The sequence below is a fragment of the Actinophytocola sp. NPDC049390 genome (assembly GCF_044466355.1).
GTDB lineage: Bacteria > Actinomycetota > Actinomycetes > Mycobacteriales > Pseudonocardiaceae > Actinophytocola.
Genome location: NZ_JBITMQ010000001.1, coordinates 229214 through 245926, shown reverse-complemented (window position 1 = coordinate 245926; position 16713 = coordinate 229214). Strand labels below are relative to the sequence as shown.

Genomic DNA, 16713 nt, shown 5'->3' with positions numbered 1-16713 from the left:
TTCAGCCGATCATGGCCGGGGCGTCGGTCCACCACCTCGCGCTGGGAAGGACCTGACGCGCGTCGACGTGGCACGGGCCGATGTCGCCCCGCGGCTGCTCGACCGCGGCTCCAGGACGTAGGCCCGGTCGGCGGCGTGGATCGCGGCGATGTCGGCCGCGGTGACGGCACGGCCGGTGGCGCGCGCGAGCGCGGTCAGGCCCTTCGCGTTGCGGTGCCGGAAGTCGTCGATGTCCAGGTCCTCCATGTGTGGCGCGCCGGGGGTGTCACGTGGATCGCCCGCGTACACCAGTTCGCCGCGCTCCGCGATCGCGAACTGGAAGTTGGCGTTGACGTTCCAGTACAGGCTGGCCGCTTTCCCGTTGCGGGACAACGCCTTCAGCGTGCCCTGGTCGGCACCCTGGAAGCCGTTGTCCTCGACGGCCAGCACCACGTCGTCCACCGCGAGTACGGCGACCAACTGTTCCGGATAGCCACCCAGCCGCCGCGAGGGCTGCCCCGCCGTCTGCTCGATCGACACGGGCGCGGCCGGGTCCGCGCCGAACGCGCTGACCACCTCGTCGGGGGTGAGGCCGTGGACGACCGTGATCGTGGCGGCCACACAGAGCGGGCCCTTCTCGATCCACCGGTGGTCCGCGTAGGGCGGGATCACCAGCGGCGGCTCGGGTTCCCCGCGGAGCCGGTGGCCGAGCCGGTCGGTCTTCTTGTGCACGACCTCGGGTGCGGCGGGCGCCTGCCAGATCACCAGCCGGTGCTGGAGCACGTCGTCGCCGTCGCGGCCCGACACGTGCACGCGGACGCGGTAGTCCCCCGGCCACGGCGGGGCCAGCCACCGGGGCTGACGGCCGCCCTTGGACCCCGCGCCGTGCATGAGCGCGCCACCCCGCGGCGCGGTCCAGCTGATCTCGACGACGTCGTCCCAGTGGGTGAGGTCGAGCTCGTCGGGTGGCCCGGTCCGGATCTCCGTCGACACCGACACGCGCCCCTCCGCCGTGCCCGTGCGGATCACCACGCCGTCCTGGACCGCCGTCACCAGGCCGTTGGCGGAGAAGTCGACGGTCTCGGGCTCGGCGCCCTCGGTGAACCAGAACCGGTGATCGGTCACCAGCGCGCTCTCGGTCGACGACCGCGGCATCAGATACCCCGCGCGCGTCTGCTCCAGCACGGCAGCGGCGTAGGCGTGTGGTTTGGGCACGGTCGGCAGCACGATCGCCGCCGCGCCCAGCGCGACACCGATGATCGCGGGCGTCTCGGCGGCCACCTCGGTGCCGAGCGAACGCAGCACCGCGGTGGACACGGCCACCGCGAGCGCGAGGTGCGCGGCACCGTGCTGCGCGGCGATCGCCTCCTCGTCGCCGGTCGCGTCCGGCCGGGAAGCCATGTCCCGCAACGTGTCCACCAGGCTCACCACGAGATCCGCCGCGCCGGGGTGCACCTTCTCGACGAGCGCCACCGGCAGCTCCGTGGCGGACTTCTCGCCCATCCACGCCATGCCGAACGTGGTCCCGGTGAACGGTGTCAGACCGGAGACGAGGTCCGGCGGGATGTCCACGACGAGCCGGTCGACGGTCAGCTCCAGCGCACCCAGCAGACGTTCGGTGAGCAGACCGCCGAGGTCGTCGAGCGCCCTCCGCACCGGCGTGCCACGTTCCCGGGTCGACTCCTTCCGCTCCCACCGGCCCAGCCTCGCCGCGGGCTCTTTCGGTACCAGTGCGACGATGTCGGGCAGCACGGCCGCCACGGACACCTCGAAATCCTTGATCCCCATGGCGGCATCCTGTCAGAGCGCCGAGAGGCGAGCCGTGCCGATGCCCAGCTCCGCCCACACCGTCTTGCCCTCGTCCGTGTACTCCACACCCCAGCACTCGGACATGCCCGCGAGGAGGATCAGTCCGGCTCGGTCCGGCCAGTCCGCGCCCATGGTCGGCAGTTCGTCCTCCACCGCGATCAGCAGGACGCGGCGCGCCTGGTGCAGCGAGATGTGCAGCACGTAGGGCCCGAAGCCGTACGTGCGCGCGTGGTCCACCAGCTCGGCGGTCACGAGCGCCGCACGCAGCCGCACCAGCGTCGGCACGGCGGTCAGCGCGGCACCGACCCAGTCCCGCACGAGCCCCGTCGGCGGGTCGAAGTCAGTGGGCATGATCAGCATGGCCTGCCTGTCGCCCCACGCCATCGGCATCGCTGCGCCGTCTCCCTCCGGTCCCGATCATCCTGGCCGGGTCGGCGGCACCTCGACCTGACGACTGCCTGACAATCCACTCGCGTCAGGTCGCCGTCCACGCGCCGGGCGGGGGTTGCGGCGGGTTCGCGAGGCCGTCGAGGCGCACACCGAGCGGCAGCACGGCCCACACCGCCTTCCCACCGGCACGCCGGTGCACACCCCAGGTCACCGTCAGAGCGTCGACCAACGTCAACCCGGCCCCGGCGGACCAGGACGCGGTGTCACGGGCCGTCGCGTCGTCGACGTACACGAACAGGAACCGGCGCGTGTCGTCGAGGGACAACCGCAGCACACACGGCGAGCCGCCGTGTGTGCGCGCGTTCGACACGAGCTCGTCGACGACGAGGGTCACCGCCAGGCGCGACGTCACCGGCACCCCGTCGATGGCGGCGGCGACCCACAGACGTACCAGGGAAGCGGACGCGTCGACGCGATGCGGAACGACCAGCACGGCCTGGCCGTCGGCCACGGGCGAAGTCACTGTGTCTCCTGGAACGTGCGGACGTGATCCCATCCTGGCCGCCGGAACGCGGGCCGGACCTGACGACTCCATGACGATCCGGCACGGCGCGTGAGATCCGTGCGATGATCGGGCCTCGAGCTTGAGCCCCTTCGAACCCCTTCGGGGCTCAGCGAAGGGGGCTCGGCCGGAGTACCGTCTCACCCTGCGGCCGGGCCCCCGCCCACAACGTCACGTCCCCCGAAACAGGGCTATCCGGGCAGGAACGTCGCAGCCGCACTCGCCAGCAGGGGCGACAGGATCCAGATGCCGGACCGCATCTCGGCCAGCACACCGCGATCGACGCCGAGAACCTGCTCCATCTTCTGGCGTTCCTCGACCTTGGCCACGATCGCCGACGGGGTGCGCAGGCCGTCCGGGGAGAAAAGCCGGTCGCACAGCTCCGCTCCCCGGTTTCGCAGCGCCGTCCAGCCCGGCACGAAGACCATCGCCACGAGCAGCGCGACGAGCCCACCAGGGCTGTCCGACAGTGCGTCGGCGGATGCCACGAACCGGACGCCGTACATCGTGCCGACCCGCGGGGACCGCGGTCAGGTCGGCCCAGCGACGGCTGCCGTAGGTGAACGTCGTGCCCGCGGCGGCGAGGAGCGCGACCGTGAGCGGTGCCCACACGCCCACATCGGAGCCGACCGATGGGAGGACGTGAGAGCGAGCGCGACGCCGCAAGCGACGCCCACCCCAGGCGCCACCAGCCCGAGGACCTGCGACGACGGTCGCACCCCTACCCCCGGCCGCTGGGCGCGGTACCGCTCAGCGCGTCGGAGACCTGTGCCGCCGTGAGTGGCCGCGGGCTGACGTAGTACAGCATCGAACCGGCGGGCAGTTCGGTCTCCCACGGCGGGTTGACGACCAGCCCGCCGTCGGTGCGCGCGGCGAGCACGGTCGCGCCGTGGCGGCGGCCGAGCGCGATCTGACACCGCTCCACGAGCACGGCTCCCAGCGACTCCGGTAACCGCAGGGCGTAGGTGTTGGCGCCGCCGTGGGTCATCAGGTCCGCGTACACCTCGGCGATGCCGGGGGTGGTCAGCTCCTCGGTGATCATCCTGGGGGTGTGCCACTGCACGCACCGGATGTTGTCGTTGATCCGCCGCAGCAGGGTCGACCGCTCCATGTCGCGCAGGGGGACGACCAGGTGCACGTCCGGGTTGACGTGGTGGACGGTCACCGCGATCGCGAGCGCCTCGTTGTCGTCGCGGGCGTCCACGAGCACAGTGGACGCGGCCGGCACGGCGGCACGGCGCAGCGTCTCCTCCTCGGTCAGGTCACCACGGACGAAGTCGATGCCGTGCTCGGGCATCGGATGTGTGCCCACCTCGTCCCACGCGCACAGCACGACCGTGCAGCCGTCGCTGTGCAGCTGGCCGACGATGCGCTCGGTGCGTCCCGCCAGGTAGCCGAGCACCACGACGTGGTCGGATGCGGTCACGCTGATCGCCCCTTGCATGCGCAGTCCCTTCGCCTGTTCGATCATCGAGGCCAGCTTGGTGAACACGGTCGTCAGCGTCGCGATGCCACCGACGATGACGTAGGCGCCGACCGCGTGGCCCAGACCTGTTTCCGGGAAGAGGTCGCCGTAGCCGACGGTGGCCGCGGTGACCACGAAGTACCACCAGTAGTTGCCCGGCTGGACCAGCGCGCTACCGGCGGGTTCGGCGAGCGCCATCAGCGGCCAGCTCGTCACGAAGACGACGACGATCACGACCATCGGCGTCGCCCACTTCGTCAGGAACGACAACCTGGCCAGCAGTCGTGCCAGCAGGAACGGCACGGCACACCTCCGTCCACATCGCACCACGTCAGCCACCGCGCCGCGACCCTACCCGCGGACCGCGGCACGCCGCCGGGAAACGGGCGGATCGGACTCGCGAGGCGCGTCCCGTGGGCAGGCCCGGCTCCGGCGATGTGCGGTGGCAGCCGGGCCGTCGCCGAACGCCGGCTCATTTCCTGATCGCGTAGCGCAGAAGGGCCAGGCCGTTGCCGAACAGGGTGGCCTCGACCGGCTCCAGGTCCTGCCGGTCGGTGAAGACACGCGTGCCCGTGCCGCGTGACACCGGGCAGACCAGCATCCGCACCTCGTCGACGAGGCCGGCGGCCAGCAGCGAGCGCATGAGCGAGAGGCTCCCCCACAGCCAGATGTCCTTGCCGCCGCGGGCTTTCAGGTCCCGGACGGTCGCGGCCGGGTCGCGTGTCACGGTCGCGGCGGGGAAGTCGCCCCAGGGCGCGGCGGCCAACGCCGACGAGGCGACGAACTTGGTGAGGTTGTTGAGCTTCTCGCCGTACTCACCCTGCTCGACGGCGTGCGGCCAGTAGTCCTTGGACTGGGCGTAGGTGTTCGCGCCGAGAAGCATCGTGTCGACCGAGTCGATGAACCCCATCAGGCTCGCCTTGAACGCGGGATCGGTCTTCTCGGAGAAGGGCTCCCCCGACACGAAGCCGAGCCCGCCGTCCTCCTCGGCGGCGATGTTGTCGACGGTGACCCACTGCTGGACGATGAGCTTGCGCATGGCCGGCCTTCCGGTACGTGTGCTGGTTCCGCCCCTGGGACGGAGCCGCCACGCCGGTCTCGACAACCCGGCCGAGGTTTTTCGTGGTCAGCGTCTACTGGGGGCCGGTCACCAGGTAGTCCATGACCTTGGGCAGTTCGAGCCGCACCTGCGCCACGGCCTCGCTCATCCCGGTCAGGTGGTGCAGCAACGCGCGGTGGAAGATGCCGTCGAGCAGCGTGTAGGCGACGGCAGGCGGCCCGGTGAGCTCGCCGCCGCGCAGCTCGGCGTACCGGCTGACGACCCGGCCCACCATCGCTTCCCGGTGCCCGTCGATCTCCAGGACGTCGGCGCGGAAGGACTCGTCGAACAGGCTCTGGTTGCGCAGGTCGTACCAGAGCCGGTGCAGCGCGGCGTCCTCGGCCAGGGTGTCGAAGAACATCACCACGAACTCGTCACGCAGCTGGTCGGCGCTCGTCGCGCGTGCCACCACCTCGTCGTAGCGGGTCACGCACACCGCCTCGTACTGGCGGACGGCCTGGGTGACCAGGTCGCGCTTGTCGGCGAAGTAGTAGTGCATCACGCCGAGCGAGAACTCCGAGTTCTGCGCGATGTCGCGCAGGCTGGTCCGGGCGTAGCCCAGTTCGGCGAGCGTGTGCAGGGCGTCCGTGGCCAGCTGGGTGCGCCGCGCCTGGAACTTGTCGACCTGGCGGCGGGCGATCTTGTCGTGCTTGGTCGGGGCGACGTCGGTCACGTGGGCGTCCTGTCGGCGTTTCGTGGTGCTGCGTGCGGTTCGTGTCCGGTGATCCGCTGTCCGGAGTCTATCCTCCCCCACCCGAGCTATTCGGACAGTCGCCCGAAAAAGTTCGGACACATGTCCTAGAAAATCTTGACGTCCGTCCCAAGTCGGCTAGGGTGAGCCACATCACCGACGGAGGTTGCGCAATGACGAGCTATCAGCTGACCGGACGAAAAGCGCTGGTCACCGGGGGTGCACGCGGGCTGGGTGCCGGGATGGCCGGGGCGCTGGCCGCCGCCGGGGCGTCGGTCGCGATCGGCGACATCCTCGAAGAGGAGGGCAAGCAGACCGCCCAGGCTCTGCGGGACTCGGGCGCCACCGCCGAGTTCGTACCGCTGGACGTCACGGACGACGAGAGCTGGACCGCTGCCGTCGCCACGGTGATCGACGTGTTCGGCGGGCTGGACATCGTGGTGAACAACGCGGGCATCGAGATCACGAGCCTGGTGACCGACCTCGACGCGGCGCAGGTGCGCACGATGCTCGACGTCAACGTCCTGGGCACGGCGCTCGGCCTCAAGCACGCACTGCTCGCCATGCGCCCGGGCGGCGCGTCGGGCACCGGCGGCTCGGTGATCAACGTCGCGTCGGTGGCCGCGACCATCGCGTTCCCCGGGATCAGCGTCTACTCCGCGACCAAGTCCGGCATCGACCGGCTGACCAGGGTCGCCGCCGCGGAGTCCGGGAAACTCGGTTACGGCGTGCGGGTCAACTGCATCTACCCGGGGCTCACCCCGACGGCGATGGGGAACCAGCTCGCCGTGGACTGCGCCGAACTCGGCCTGTTCCCCTCCCCCGAGGCGGCCGCGGGCGCCGTCGTGGAGCTGACCCCGCTCGGCAGGCTCGGCCAGGTGGACGACATGGCGGACGCCGTGGTGTTCCTCGCCTCCGACGCGGCCAAGTTCATCACCGGGGCCGGTCTCCCGGTCGACGGCGGAATGGGGATATGACGCCATGCCCACCGACAAGCCCGTCGTCGTCTACGGCGCCTCCGGCTACACCGGACGCCTCGTCTGCGAGTACCTGCGCGAGTACGGCGTGCCCTTCCTCGCCGCGGGCCGCGACCACAACCGGGTCAAGGAGGCCGTCGAGGCGGTCCCCGGCGTCCAGACCGTCGACCACGAGATCGTGGCGGTCGAGCACACCGAGGCCGGTCTGACCGAGGCGTTCCGCGGTGCGAAGGTCGTGGTGAACACCGTCGGCCCGTTCTCCCGCCACGGCCACGAAGCCGTGCGCGCCAGCCTGAACATCGGCGCGCACTACACCGACACCAACGGTGAACAGGACTGGATGATCGACGCCGAGGCGCGGTACGGCACCCAGTTCGCCGAGCAGGGCCTGCTGCTCTCGCCGGGCATCGCGCAGATGTACACGGTCGGTGAGATCGCCGCGCAGATCTGCCTCGAGACGCCCGGTATGGACACGCTGGACATCCAGGTGTTCTGGAAGGGCTATCCGACGGTCGCGTCGACCAACACCATCCTGACCAACGCGGCGTTCGCCAAGGCGTACTACCTGGAGCAGAACGAGTACGTGGAATGGCCGCCGGACGCCGGGCTGTACGAGCTGGTCGTACCCGGGCAGCACGAGCTGGGGCTCGCGCTGCCGTGGGGCGGTACGGCACACCCGGTGTGGTTCAGGAAGGACCCGCGGGTGGCGTCCGTGCGCGCGCTCGGCGGGGTGTTCAACCGTCCCCTGATGCTCGGCGTGCCGCAGATCGTCGCCGCGGCGCTGGAGAGGATGGCGGGCAAGCCGGACGAGGAGAAGTACCGGATCATCGACGAACAGTCGGCGATGGTGCGCAGTGAGATGCCACCGAGGGAGAACCCGAGGATCAACATCTCGCTCGACTCCGTCCACGCGTCCGGCCCGCTCGGCCGCGCGCACTGCGTCATCCACGGCAACTGCAACTACAAGCAGACCGCGCTGCTGAACGTCCACGCCGCCGCGCACCTGCTGCAGGACGTGCCGAGGAAGGTCGGGTTCGCGTCCGGCTGCCAGGCCTTCGGGCACCGCGAACTGCTCGGCACGCTGCGGTCGTTCGGCCTCGTGCTCGATCCGATCCTCGAAGTCCATCGCTGACCCCACAAGCAGGCGCCGGCCGCCCAGACCCGCGGCCGGCGCCGTCCCATTCCTCGCCCGGAGGCGTTCGTGCGGCTGTGCGACTACCTGGACAAGGGCGCGTCACTGGGTGGTGACGCGCCGTGCCTGACGATCGGGGACGTGACCACCAGCTACGCCGAGGTGCGGCAGCGGTCACTGCTGATCGCGGGAGCGCTGCAGGACAGCGGGATCGCGCGGGGCGACCGCGTCGCGGTGCTGTCCGCGAACGACCCGCTCGCGCTCACGTGCGTGTTCGGCATCTCGCGCGCGGGCGCGGTGTGGTGCCCGGTCAACCCGCGCAACGAGGCGGCCGAGAACCGCGAGCTGCTCGACCTGTTCGGCTGCCGGTGCCTGTTCTTCCAGGAGAAGTTCGCCCCGCTCGTCCAGCGCATCCGCGGCGACCTGCCCGCGCTGACGGTCCTGGTGTGCCTGGACGGCGAGGTGGACGGTGCGGTCACCTTCGCCGACTGGCTCGACCGGCACGGCCGCGTGCCCTCACCGGTCACGGTCGCCGACGACGACCTCTGCGTGCTGGCCGGTACCGGCGGCACGACCGGGCGGCCGAAGGGCGTGCGGCTGACCGGCCACAACCTGGAGACGGCCACCGCGCTGACGCTGATGAGCTACCCGATCGGTCGCCGGCCGCGGTACCTGGCGCTCGCCCCGCTCACGCACTCCGCCGGTGTGCTCACCTTCCCGATCATGGCGACCGGCGGCGAGACGGTGATCATGCCGGCCCCGGACCTCGGCGAGTTCCTGCGGCTGGTCGAACGGCACCGGATCACGCACGCGTTCCTGCCGCCGACGGTCATCTACGGGCTGCTGGACCACCCCGCGCTGGACTCGACGGACCTGTCGTCGCTGCGCTGCCTCTGGTACGGCGCGGCACCGATGTCCCCGGCCCGCCTCACCGAGGCACTGCACCGGATCGGGCCCGTGATGGGTCAGCTGTTCGGCCAGACCGAGGCGCCGAACATGATCGCCACGCTCGCGCCAGCCGACCACTTCCTGCCCGACGGGTCGGTCGCCACCGCCAGGTTGTCCTCGGCCGGCACCCCGACCCCGCTCACCCAGGTCGCCATCATGGACCGGAACGGGACCCTCCTGCCGCCGGGCAGTCGCGGCGAGATCGTGGTCCGCGGACCGCTGGTCATGGCCGGTTACCACGACAACCCCGCCGCCACCGCGGAGGTGAGCAGGCACGGCTGGCACCACACCGGCGACATCGGCTACCTCGACGAGGACAACTACCTCTACATCGTCGACCGGGCCAAGGACATGATCATCACCGGCGGCTTCAACGTGTACTCGGCCGAGGTCGAACAGGCGCTGCAGGCCCACCCCGCCGTCCAGGACAGCGCCGTGGTGGGGCTCCCGGACGACAAATGGGGTGAGCGCGTCACGGCGGTCGTCCAGCTCCGCGCCGCCAGGCAGGCCGAACCGGCGGAGCTGACCGCGTTCGTCAAGGAACGCCTCGGCAGCGTGAAAACGCCCAAACAGGTGGAGATCTGGCCCGACCTGCCCCGGTCGAAGGTCGGCAAGATCCTCAAAGCCGAGATCAGGGAGCGGCTCACCACGAGCGAACCGCACACGTGAACACGGTCGTCGTCGTCACGGGCTCCCCGACGCGGGGACCACGGCGAGCCGTGCACCGGCCAGCAGGGCAGCGATCCCGGCCGCCTCGGTCTGGGAGAGCCGCACGCTCATCAGCTGTTCGTCCGACTGTTCGTCGAACATCATGATGTGGCGCGGGCCGTGGTCTTCCACGATGACGGAGAGCCGTCGCGTGCGGCCGCCGGCCGCTTCGACAGGGGTGTCGTAGCGCCAGCCGATGCCGGGGAGGCGTTGTCCCCGCACGACGAGGTCGGACATCGGCTTTCTCCTCTCGCTTGCCGGGCCCCGTGACAGACGACTCGGGACCGCGGTCATCCCGCGGTGGTCCACCTGCGTCCTCGGGTGTCGACCACGACCACGTTGTCGGGAAGGTCGTAGCCCACGAGCGAACCGAGATTCATGGGCCGCATGCCGGACAGTGTGATGCGGGTGTCGTTGCCGACGATGGGCCGCAGCAGGTTGAGCAGCAGGATCAGTTGCGCCTGCGGCACCGTCGCGGCATGGGACAGGTCGATGACCAGCTCGCCCGGTTCTCCGGTGTCGTAGGCCGCCCGGACCTTGGCGACGATGGCCGAGACGTAACGGCCCAGCTGTCCGGCCACGTCCCGGGTGGGCCGGATCCGCAACGCGGGCCGTTTCTCCGTGTCGAGTGCGGTGGGCATCATCGTCCTCCCTGGGTCACGGGCCGCTGCGGTTCTCGTCGTGTGCCGATGTCACCAGTTCTGCGGTGGATCGCTGGCCGGAAAGGACTGGTGCCCCCATTCGTCCGGAACGTCGGCACGTTGGCGTTCGTCGATGTCGGGGCGCGGGAGAACCGCGACCACGTCGGTCATCGGAACACCCGTCTTGTGCGAGGTCGCGTTGTTGCGCGACGGCACCGCCCGTTCGCTGTCGCCGAGCATCGGCATCACTCCGTTCCCTTCGTGAGGCGCCGTCAGGGCGGTGGGAGGACACGAACCGCCCTGACGGCATCGGACTCGCGCGGATTCGGGTGCGTGCGAAGTCCGCGCGAGTCCTGGGCGGCGGGGGCATGTCCCGGGAGCGTGCTCCCGATCCACACCGGACCGCCGCACTGTCTCCGCTTCCGAGGGCCTCAACCGGTTCCAGCGGGACAACGTCAGGATGCCCTGCCGAGGACCCCGTCGCTTGTCCGGAAGGGACAAAAGACGGCGCGACTGTTGTCCGGGCTCCACAGACGGCCTGGAGCCGAACCGGACTGCCGTAGGCTGGGGGCGGATATGGACGTGGATCAGTACGCGGTGCCGCCGGGGGATCACGCGGTGCTGCTGGAAGCGATCGGCCGGGCGACCGGCTTGGACCATCCGTTCCGGGAACACCCTGGCGGCGGGGAGGACGGGCCCGCGGTACGGGTGCTGGGCGGGGTGATCGACCGCGAGCGTGATCGTGTCGCCTGGGTGGAGCGGCACCGGTTCCAGGACGCCGGGTGGGTCAGCGTCTGGTTGAACCTGTCCGGCGAAGGCACCTCGGACCTGCCCCGGATCACGGGGTGGGTGCACCAGGAACCGAAGCCACGGGTGTCGGTGAGCCTGACGCCGGACCGGGACGACAAGGTGACCGGAGTCGACTTCCTTCGGTTCTTCGGCTACCCGGGGGAAAGCCTCATGGTCGTCTACAACTGGTCGGGCGGCCGGAAACACCTGTTGCGACTCACGTTGCGGGCACCGGGACTGGACGGCGTGCAGGCGCATTGGGTGCGTCTCGGCGGCCGGGCGGCGACGCTCGCCGAGGACGATCCTTCCGGGGACGCGACGTTGTGGTACCTGCGCGAGTCCTACCTCGACGACGACGAACTGATGTACGGGTTGCGGTTGCCGGACCTGACTCCGCTGATCCCGATACCGGTGCCACGGCGTGACGCGGATGCCGAGTACCCACTGCCCACGCTCGCCGCCGGCCCGCCGGGCACGATGCGGTGGACCGAGCGACTGTCCGACGGTGACGCCGAGTGGCGGGACGGGCGCAACGCCGTGCTGCGGCTGCCGCGACCTGATCAGGGCGGCTTCGCCGACGATCCGTCCCTGGTGTGGGACCGGCTCCGGGCGGTGCTCGGCGCCGGGGCGCCGCCCGACGGGCCGGACATCCTGATCGGTGCGCTGGCCGTGCCCTTCTGGGACGCGACCGGCCCGGCCGCGCCCGGCGTCACGCGTGGGATCTCGGAGTTGTCGCGGGGTCCGTGGTGGTTTCCGGCCGGGTGGTACCACTACCTGCGCACGCCGGTCTCGGACGGCGGTGCCGGGCGACCGCGCCAGGCCGCGGCCTGGCTGGCATGGCTGGACCGGCTGGGCGGCCAGGACGACGGCGGCGAGGATCAGACCGGTTGGGATCCGTCCTGGACCCGGGAGGAGGGCATCGCCCGGTTCGCGCTGACCCACCTGCGGCGCCAGGCTGGTGTGCTCGCGTCGGCCTGTCGTGCCGGCAAGGTGCCCGTGCTCGGTGACTTCGGCACCTGGCGGACACCGCCGGTGCTCTCCGCCGCGCCACCCGGCTTCGCACGGGCGTGGCGGGAGCTGCCGAAACGCTTCCGGGGAGGCCGGTTCACCGAGCCGTGATCACAGGTGGCGCGAGGCCTGCTTCGTCCGCGGACGGCGGCGTACCCGGGGGCCGGTCGCGGTGCGGACGACGGCCGACCCCACACTGTGGGGGGTGAACGTCCGTCTCGCCGAGGAACGCGACCTCGCAGGCTTCCTCGGTCTCGCCGCCCAGGTGGAACACTGGTTCGGTCCGATGGTCGACGATCCGGGTTTCCGCGCCGTCGTGGCGAAGAACATCCGCCGAGCCACGGCACTCGTCGCGGCGGACCCGGACACCGGGCTCGCCGGTGGCCTCCTGTTCAGCCCGAAACCGCCGGTCTTCCGCATCAACTGGCTCGTCGTCGACGAGGCGAGCCGCGGCGGAGGTGTCGGCCGCGCGCTGCTGACCGACGCGTTCCGCCGGTTCGTGCACGGCCCCGGCGTCATCGAGGTGATCACGTTCGGCGCCGATCATCCCGGCGCCACTGCCAGCAACGCGCGCGCCTTCTACCAGGCGCTCGGGTTCGTCCCCGCCGAGCCCGCCGACCCTGGCCCGGAAGGCGGTTCACGACAGGTCTTCCGCCGGCCCGCGCCCTGATCCGGCGTCACGCTCCCAGGTGGATGTACGGGGCCCACAACGACGGCCGCTCCGGTTCTCGCGCGCGGAGTTGGTGCACCGCATGATGCAGCGCGTGGGCGGCGCTTTCCGCGCCGGTGGTGAGTGCGGTGTAGAAGTCGGCCGCCACCTGAAAGGCCTTGTGGTCGGCGATCGGCCAGAGGCTCGCCACGACGTCGCTGAAACCCGCGAGCTGGAACCCGGTCGCGATGCTCAGAGCCTCGTCGGGCAGCGCCAGCGCGGGCCGGGCGGTGGTGCACGCGGACAGGAACGCCAGCCTGGCCTGGTCGACGCGCATGGTGGCGATGTCCGGGAGGCGCAACGCCCCGTCGTGCACGAACAGCTGCCCCTCGTACTGGCGTTCTGGGTCGTCCCCGCCATGGCAGGTGAAATGCGCGATGTCGTGTTCCGGCAGTGCCGCCACGACCTGAGCGCGGGTCGCGGCGGCGTTGCGCAGGATGCGGCGGCGGGGGAACGTCCCGGCCAGGAACGCCAGTTCCTGCTCGACCGCGGGCAGATCGGGCAGCCCGGGTGTGCGTGAGAGCCCGACGACCAGCGGGCTCGAGTCCTCGCGCAGCTGCCAGGACGGCGCCTGGCTCAGCATCCGGATGGACGTGGTGTAGGAGAAGACCGCGCGGTCGAGTGCGTGCGGTCCACCGACGCGGCCCGCGGCGTGCAGCGGGAGGTACGGCAGTATTCCGGTCGGGCACCACCAGACCCGTGGCGGTTTCCCCCCGTCCGGGGCGTCGAGCAGCCCGAGAGCATCGAGGACCGGTCCGGTGATCGCCTCCCACAGCCAGTCGAGGCCCAGCCGGACGAGGTGCTCACCGTGCCCGCGCTCGGCGCTGCCACTGTGCCCGTCGGTGGCGATCCCCACTCCTTCCACCAGTTGCCGCACGTGGGTGCTGAACGTCTCGAAGGGCTCATGGAGAAGCGAGACCGGGCGCACTCCGTCCGTGGTGACGATCAGCGCGTCCAGGCGTTCACGAGCGGCCAGCGGGACCACCACAGGCCCGGACCGGCAGGCGGCGAGGATCTCGCTGAGTCGCTGGGGCTTGAGAAAGGTCTCGAAGCCGTCCAGCTCACGAATCTGTTCGAGGAGTCTCTGCCGGTCCCGGTCGAGCTGGTGGCGGCTGTCCGCGTCGGTGGCGACGTCCAACTCGGTGATGACCCGCGTCAACGCGGAAGCGAGCGCGGGTGCCCGCGAGGCGAGTTCCCCGACTCCGTTGCGGAACGCGGTGTTCTCCGCGAACAGGAGGCCTCGGCCGCGTTCCAGGAGTTCGAGCGCGCGCGCCGGCTGACCGGCTTCGACGGCGTACGACGCGGCGCGCACGGGAGCCGTGCTGAACTCCCTCAGCGCGGACCGGCGGTCCCCGATGGGCAGGTGTCGTCCGGCCAGGGTGGCCAGCAGTTCGACGGCGGTGCCCATCCGCTCGGTGGCCTCGTGCCACTCCCCGAGCTCACCGAGGATCTCCGCCGCGGCGACGGCCGCGCGAACCTGCTGTCGGGCCGAACAGCCGCTCGACGCCGCGGCGGCACGCAGCGCGGTCACGGCTGTCCGCGCGTGCTCCGGGTCACGGGTCGTCGCATAGCGGTTGTTTCACAGCGCAGCGAGGTTGAAGCGCAGGTTGGCCCGCTCGACCTCGTTGACCGCCGCGGACACGCCGCGTTCGAGGAGGTCGACCGCCTCGTCGAAGGCGGCGGTGTCATCGAACTGCTCGTGCCGGGCGGCGAGGGCCGTCGCCAACGTGTGCAGCGCCTGGCCCGACACGCGTGTTCCGGTCGGCACTTCGGCGACCGCCCGGCGAGCGGACGAGATCGCCTCGTCGAGGTCGTCGGCGGAACCTGTCCGCCGGGCGCGGACGACCAGGGCGTCCGTGAGCGCGGCGAGAACGCGGGGACGGACCGGGTGGTCCCGCGGGATGCCGGTGAGCGCGGACCGGCAGAGGGCCACGATCTCGTCCGCCTGCGCCGGGTCGGAGTCCGCGCGGTGCTGCCGGCCGAGGACGGTGGCGAGGTGTCCGGAGGACGTCGCGTGGAGGGGATGGTCGGCCGGCAGCTCATCGAGAAGGCCGCGCAGCACGTCGGCCGCTTCCCGGAGGGAGCTGGTGTCGCCGGTGGCGGAGTGGCGGGAGGTCAGCAGTCCGGCGAGGATGTTGGTCAGGTCGACGAGTTCCTCGTGCCCGGGCGGGCACTCGCGCACCGCCACCCGCACGTGCTCGATGGCTTCGGTGAGAACGACGTGGTCCCCGGTGGCGTCGTACACCAGGCGCAGCGTCTCGGCGAGGCGTCGAACGCCGCGCGCGTGCGCGTCGGTGCCCGGGGTGGCGTCGGCGACGGACCAGCGGGCCAGCCGCACGGCCTGTGTCAGCGCGGCGGAGTCGTGGTGCGTTTCGTACAGCGACGACAGCACGTGAACGAGGTTGTCCTGGCAACGCCTGCGGTTCTCGCTGTGGGGCGGGGACATGCCCAACCCCATGGCGAGGACGGCGGCGCCCGCCAGAAGCGCGGTGCGGTCACCCTTCTCCGCCTTCGTGACGACCTCTCCCACCAGGTTGATCCACGCGCCGACCGGGTGCTCACCGGACGGCGAGGAGCGAGGGAGCTCACGCAACAAGGCCGCGGGCACGACGTCCGGCACGACGGCGGGATTTCCCGCCGCCACCGGGGCGAACAGCACCAGCGCGAGCCCGAGACAGCGGTCGTCCGCCATCCCGCCTTTCAGGCAACGCTGCCAGTACAACCACCCCAGAACGACCAGGGCCTCCATGCAGTACGCCGGCGCGTCGGGTTCGCCGGAGAGCACCGCGTGCAGCTCGGCTTCGAGCAGTTCGGCCGCGTCCGCGTCGACCTCCGCGTCGGGCGCGATCGGCGCGTCGTCGTCCTGGAGGCGGGCGACCAGGCGGCTCCGTACCGGTTCGCGTCCGGCGGTCACCCCTGCCGCCGGTAGCGGTGCCATGTTCGTGTGTCGTCGTTCCAGACGAGGACATGCCCGTCGATCTCCGCCCGGTCCATCGTGGCGAGCTGGCGCACCGCCTCGGCCGGCATCGGGTCGGGCCCGATGATGCGGACGTCGTGGTCCGGATCCAGGATCGAGGTGTGCTCGAGCATGCCGACGTCCTGCTGCGGCTTCTCCTTGCGCCGCAACAGGGAACGCAGCGCGGCATACGCGTCCTCGGCCGATTTCCCGACAACCGCCTGCACGAACGGTGCCACGACGGTCGTGCCGACTCCGCCGAGCACCAGCCACACCCATTCGGGGACCGTTCGCGACGTTGCGTCCTCGGTGCTGCCGTTCCCGGGTTCGGCGAGGAGCTGACGAATTCTCTGGCCGGGCTCGTCGGAGTCGCTCAACCGGTAGAGGCTGCCGGACGGCGTGCCCACGCTCCAGGTGCCCTCGGCGGCGCTGTAGGTGACTGCCACATCGAACGTCTCGCCCGGGAACCGCCGCGGTTCGCTCTGGGCCCACAGCCACCCCAGCGCCCCGGTGCCGTCGCCCTGGTCGTCCTCGTAGACCGCGCGGCGCACGACGGTCAGCCCCATCGAGTCCAGGGCGGCGGCAACCTGGTCGAGCCGGGCGCTCAGCTGGCGCGGCTCCGTCGTTCGATCGTCGTTGAGCGACACAGCGTCATCAATACCACGTCCAGGAGCGGGTGGTGGCGGGAAGCTGGACCGTCGACCGGCGTCTCGCGGATTCCGGAGGGGCAGTGCCGTCGCGCCACGCGAGCGGGCGCACCGGACCGGTCGAGATCTCTCTTGTGCCGCCCGGATCAGCATGCCACACTTTAGCTAGGAGTCCTACCTAATTGTGCGACGGTCGAACTTCG

Annotated in this window: 18 protein-coding genes; 5 read left to right on the top strand and 13 right to left on the bottom strand. The window is 71.0% G+C overall.

The features are described 5' to 3' along the window. Window positions 1-9: 9 nt before the first annotated feature. The 7 genes from ACIBVP_RS00985 to ACIBVP_RS00955 form a co-directional block, all read right to left on the bottom strand. A complete protein-coding gene (locus tag ACIBVP_RS00985; protein WP_396103882.1) occupies window positions 10-1767 on the bottom strand; it encodes a DUF6461 domain-containing protein in 1758 nt (585 codons plus the stop codon). A 12-nt stretch (window positions 1768-1779) separates the two neighbouring features. After that, window positions 1780-2178 carry an ATP-binding protein gene (locus ACIBVP_RS00980; RefSeq protein ID WP_396103881.1) on the bottom strand — a complete coding sequence of 133 codons (399 nt, stop codon included), beginning with the start codon at window positions 2176-2178 and terminating at the stop codon, window positions 1780-1782. 85 nt (window positions 2179-2263) lie between these two features. After that, window positions 2264-2701, bottom strand: a complete 438-nt coding sequence (locus tag ACIBVP_RS00975; RefSeq protein ID WP_396103880.1) for an ATP-binding protein — start codon at window positions 2699-2701, stop codon at window positions 2264-2266. 230 nt (window positions 2702-2931) lie between these two features. After that, on the bottom strand, window positions 2932-3228 hold the full coding sequence (locus ACIBVP_RS00970) for a hypothetical protein (protein WP_396103879.1): 297 nt from the start codon (window positions 3226-3228) through the stop codon (window positions 2932-2934). A gap of 233 nt (window positions 3229-3461) precedes the next feature. After that, window positions 3462-4508 (bottom strand): NAD-binding protein, encoded by a 1047-nt coding sequence (locus tag ACIBVP_RS00965; RefSeq protein ID WP_396103878.1) that lies wholly within the window; start codon window positions 4506-4508, stop codon window positions 3462-3464. A gap of 169 nt (window positions 4509-4677) precedes the next feature. After that, window positions 4678-5244 carry a dihydrofolate reductase family protein gene (locus ACIBVP_RS00960; protein ID WP_396103877.1) on the bottom strand — a complete coding sequence of 189 codons (567 nt, stop codon included), beginning with the start codon at window positions 5242-5244 and terminating at the stop codon, window positions 4678-4680. Window positions 5245-5338: 94 nt separating this feature from the next. Then, on the bottom strand, window positions 5339-5977 hold the full coding sequence (locus ACIBVP_RS00955) for a TetR/AcrR family transcriptional regulator (RefSeq protein ID WP_396103876.1): 639 nt from the start codon (window positions 5975-5977) through the stop codon (window positions 5339-5341). A 191-nt stretch (window positions 5978-6168) separates the two neighbouring features. Here ACIBVP_RS00955 and ACIBVP_RS00950 point away from each other — a divergent pair, with 191 nt between their 5' ends. The 3 genes from ACIBVP_RS00950 to ACIBVP_RS00940 all read left to right on the top strand — a co-directional run bounded on the left by ACIBVP_RS00950 (window position 6169) and on the right by ACIBVP_RS00940 (window position 9721). Then, window positions 6169-6972 carry an SDR family NAD(P)-dependent oxidoreductase gene (locus ACIBVP_RS00950; RefSeq protein WP_396103875.1) on the top strand — a complete coding sequence of 268 codons (804 nt, stop codon included), beginning with the start codon at window positions 6169-6171 and terminating at the stop codon, window positions 6970-6972. 4 nt (window positions 6973-6976) lie between these two features. Continuing rightward, complete coding sequence (locus tag ACIBVP_RS00945) at window positions 6977-8104, top strand: DUF5938 domain-containing protein (protein WP_396103873.1); 1128 nt, start codon at window positions 6977-6979, stop codon at window positions 8102-8104. Window positions 8105-8173: 69 nt separating this feature from the next. Then, on the top strand, window positions 8174-9721 hold the full coding sequence (locus ACIBVP_RS00940) for a long-chain fatty acid--CoA ligase (RefSeq protein ID WP_396103872.1): 1548 nt from the start codon (window positions 8174-8176) through the stop codon (window positions 9719-9721). Window positions 9722-9736: 15 nt separating this feature from the next. Here ACIBVP_RS00940 and ACIBVP_RS00935 read toward each other — a convergent pair whose 3' ends face one another. Genes ACIBVP_RS00935 through ACIBVP_RS00925 form a run of 3 tightly spaced genes read right to left on the bottom strand, consistent with a single transcriptional unit; the run spans window position 9737 to window position 10647 of the window. Continuing rightward, window positions 9737-9997, bottom strand: a complete 261-nt coding sequence (locus ACIBVP_RS00935) for a hypothetical protein (protein ID WP_396103871.1) — start codon at window positions 9995-9997, stop codon at window positions 9737-9739. Window positions 9998-10050: 53 nt separating this feature from the next. Next, window positions 10051-10404, bottom strand: a complete 354-nt coding sequence (locus tag ACIBVP_RS00930; RefSeq protein ID WP_396103869.1) for a hypothetical protein — start codon at window positions 10402-10404, stop codon at window positions 10051-10053. Window positions 10405-10452: 48 nt separating this feature from the next. Beyond that, window positions 10453-10647 (bottom strand): hypothetical protein, encoded by a 195-nt coding sequence (locus ACIBVP_RS00925; protein WP_396103868.1) that lies wholly within the window; start codon window positions 10645-10647, stop codon window positions 10453-10455. A gap of 336 nt (window positions 10648-10983) precedes the next feature. On the opposite strand from ACIBVP_RS00925, the gene ACIBVP_RS00920 reads away from it, so the two are divergent. Together ACIBVP_RS00920 and ACIBVP_RS00915 are read left to right on the top strand one after the other, a co-directional pair. Then, on the top strand, window positions 10984-12309 hold the full coding sequence (locus ACIBVP_RS00920; RefSeq protein WP_396103867.1) for a hypothetical protein: 1326 nt from the start codon (window positions 10984-10986) through the stop codon (window positions 12307-12309). A 94-nt stretch (window positions 12310-12403) separates the two neighbouring features. After that, the gene (locus ACIBVP_RS00915; protein WP_396103866.1) at window positions 12404-12868 is read left to right on the top strand and encodes a GNAT family N-acetyltransferase; all 465 of its coding nucleotides are present in this window, start codon (window positions 12404-12406) and stop codon (window positions 12866-12868) included. A 7-nt stretch (window positions 12869-12875) separates the two neighbouring features. Here the strand turns inward: ACIBVP_RS00915 and ACIBVP_RS00910 are convergent, their stop codons facing one another. From ACIBVP_RS00910 to ACIBVP_RS00900, 3 genes are read right to left on the bottom strand one after another with little or no spacing between them, the layout of a single operon-like run. After that, window positions 12876-14438, bottom strand: a complete 1563-nt coding sequence (locus tag ACIBVP_RS00910) for a CHAT domain-containing protein (RefSeq protein ID WP_396103865.1) — start codon at window positions 14436-14438, stop codon at window positions 12876-12878. Window positions 14439-14486: 48 nt separating this feature from the next. Further along, entirely contained in the window at window positions 14487-15845 is a 1359-nt protein-coding gene (locus tag ACIBVP_RS00905; RefSeq protein ID WP_396103864.1) for a hypothetical protein, read from the bottom strand. Beyond that, on the bottom strand, window positions 15818-16510 hold the full coding sequence (locus ACIBVP_RS00900) for a hypothetical protein (RefSeq protein ID WP_396103863.1): 693 nt from the start codon (window positions 16508-16510) through the stop codon (window positions 15818-15820). The genes ACIBVP_RS00905 and ACIBVP_RS00900 overlap by 28 nt, the downstream gene beginning before the upstream one ends. Window positions 16511-16713 lie beyond the last annotated feature (203 nt).

Coding starts and splice junctions, on each gene's coding strand:
- ACIBVP_RS00930 (WP_396103869.1), bottom strand. CDS start 10,404: ATGATGCCCACCGCACTCGACACGGAGAAACGGCCCGCGTTGCGGATC.
- ACIBVP_RS00985 (WP_396103882.1), bottom strand. CDS start 1,767: ATGGGGATCAAGGATTTCGAGGTGTCCGTGGCGGCCGTGCTGCCCGAC.
- ACIBVP_RS00950 (WP_396103875.1), top strand. CDS start 6,169: ATGACGAGCTATCAGCTGACCGGACGAAAAGCGCTGGTCACCGGGGGT.
- ACIBVP_RS00960 (WP_396103877.1), bottom strand. CDS start 5,244: ATGCGCAAGCTCATCGTCCAGCAGTGGGTCACCGTCGACAACATCGCC.
- ACIBVP_RS00905 (WP_396103864.1), bottom strand. CDS start 15,845: ATGGCACCGCTACCGGCGGCAGGGGTGACCGCCGGACGCGAACCGGTA.
- ACIBVP_RS00935 (WP_396103871.1), bottom strand. CDS start 9,997: ATGTCCGACCTCGTCGTGCGGGGACAACGCCTCCCCGGCATCGGCTGG.
- ACIBVP_RS00925 (WP_396103868.1), bottom strand. CDS start 10,647: ATGCCGATGCTCGGCGACAGCGAACGGGCGGTGCCGTCGCGCAACAAC.
- ACIBVP_RS00980 (WP_396103881.1), bottom strand. CDS start 2,178: ATGCCGATGGCGTGGGGCGACAGGCAGGCCATGCTGATCATGCCCACT.
- ACIBVP_RS00945 (WP_396103873.1), top strand. CDS start 6,977: ATGCCCACCGACAAGCCCGTCGTCGTCTACGGCGCCTCCGGCTACACC.